Annotated in this window: 1 protein-coding gene and 1 pseudogene; one reads left to right on the forward strand and one right to left on the reverse strand. The window is 74.5% G+C overall.

From position 1 onward, the window contains the following. Nucleotides 1-225 (reverse strand): annotated as a pseudogene (locus tag ACYVE9_RS24605) (hypothetical protein); the annotation flags it as partial. A 361-nt stretch (nt 226-586) separates the two neighbouring features. On the opposite strand from ACYVE9_RS24605, the gene ACYVE9_RS24610 reads away from it, so the two are divergent. Continuing rightward, on the forward strand, nt 587-1999 hold a 1413-nt coding region (locus tag ACYVE9_RS24610; protein WP_461030096.1), incomplete at its 3' end, for an NAD(P)/FAD-dependent oxidoreductase.

Here is a 1999-nt window from a genome sequence, read left to right on the forward strand (position 1 = left end):
CTCGTCGCCCTCGTCCGCGTCGGCCTCCCCTCCCGTCCGCGCTGCCGGGCCTCGGCTGCCGCCCCGGCCTCCGGCGCTCCCACCGCCTCCGCCGCCTCCGCCGCCTCCGCCACGGAACAGTTCGGCGAAGTCGGACATCGCCTGCGACCTGCGTCGCTGAATGACCCGGGTGGGCTCGATCACCGGTTCGGCGGGCGGTTCCAGGGGATCGGGTGGTATCGCCACAGCGGTTTCCCTTCTGCACGTCTGCACGCCTCACCGGACGTGACACCGGCGGCCCTGCCCGTGACCGGCCGGCGGAGTCGCTCGGCGACCCCGCCCCGGCCCGGTCGTGGTGTACCGGCGCCGAGCGGGACGCCGACCGAGAAGGCACTCAGCAGCGTGGGACACGGCTTCACTGTGGGTACGTTCACCGGGCCGCGTTCGCCTCATCGGTCAGCAGTGCTCCAACGTCCACCGGCACAGCGCTGGTTGCCCGCGCGGCCCTGGCCTCGCGGTACTTCGCCGACGTCGGTTCGGCAGCCGACACCGCACGACATACTGAGGCGGCGCGGACACGCGGCAACGAGACACCGAAGGAGTGGGAATGGCGGAATCGGCAGACCGTGCTGCGGGCGTACGTCCCGGAAGCCGGCCCTACCGCAGGGCGGACCGGCCCGTGCGGCACGCCGTGGTCGTCGGCGGAAGCCTCGCCGGCCTGCTGGCCGCACAGGTGCTCGCCGACCACTGCGACCGGGTGACCGTCGTGGAACGCGACCGGCTGCCCGACGGACCCGGGACCCGGCCCGGCGTGCCGCAGGGACGCCACACCCACGTCCTGCTGGAGGGCGGGCAGCGGCCGTTGGAGTCCCTGCTGCCCGGCCTGGTCGCCGAACTGCGCGACCACGGAGCACCCAGGGTGGGCATGCCCGGCGACATGGTGCAGTGGCAGTCCGGGCACTGGTTCCGGCGGACCCCCGCCACCCAGCATCTGCTCACCCCTTCGCGGGCGTTGCTGGAATGGCTGGTACGCCGCAGGGTGCTGGCCAATCCGCGCATCGACACGGTGCCCGGCACCGAGGCGGTGGGGCTGGTCGGTGACGCCGCGCGCGTCGAGGGCGTGGTGCTGCGCGAGCGGGGCGAGGAAGCGTTGGGCGAACGGCGCCCGCTCCACGCCGACCTGGTGGTGGACGCCGCAGGCCGCGGCTCGAAGGCCCCCGACTGGCTGCTCGGTATCGGCGCCGACGCCCCCTACGAGGAGACGCTCGACACCGGCCTCGCCTACACCACGCGGGTCTACCGGTCCGCGCCGAACCACGCCACGGACAGCGCCGGTTACTACGTCGTGCCCAACCCGTCCCAGCCGTACGGAGCGGTGGTGCTGCCGCTGGAGGACGGCCGCTCGGTGGTGACGCTCTCCGGGCTGCGCGGCAGCGAACCGCCCACCGACGGGGAGGGCTTCACCGAGTTCGCCCGCCGGCTGCCGCACCCGTTCGTGTACGACTGGCTGGTCAAGGCCGAACCGGAGTCGGCCCCCTACGGTTTCCGCAACACCTCGAACGTCCGCCGCCGTTACGACCTGCCCGGCCGCCGGCCGGCCGGCTTCCTCGCGACGGGTGACGCGCTGTGCGCCTTCAACCCGATCTACGGGCAGGGCATGGCCGTGGCCGCGATCAGCGCCGTGGCGCTGCGTGACGCGCTCGCCGACCAGCGCCGCACCCCCACCACCCGGCGGGTGCAGCAGGTCCTGCTGCGCGCCTCCCAGCAGGCCTGGGACATCTCGGCCGGCGCCGACAAGAAGATGCCGGGTGCGGTCGGCACCGCGGCCGGGACCCGAACCGTCGACCGGCCGGCCGAGTGGTACCTGGCCCGGGTGCAGCAGCGGGCCCCCGGTGACCCGGTGGTCGGGGCCGCGTTCCGCTCGGCATTGGCCCTGACCACGCCGCTCAGCGCGCTGTTCGCGCCCCGGGTCGCCAGGGCGGTGCTCTTCGGGGCGCCGGCCACCACCCCCGCCACTCCC

Source organism: Streptomyces sparsus, from assembly GCF_054776295.1.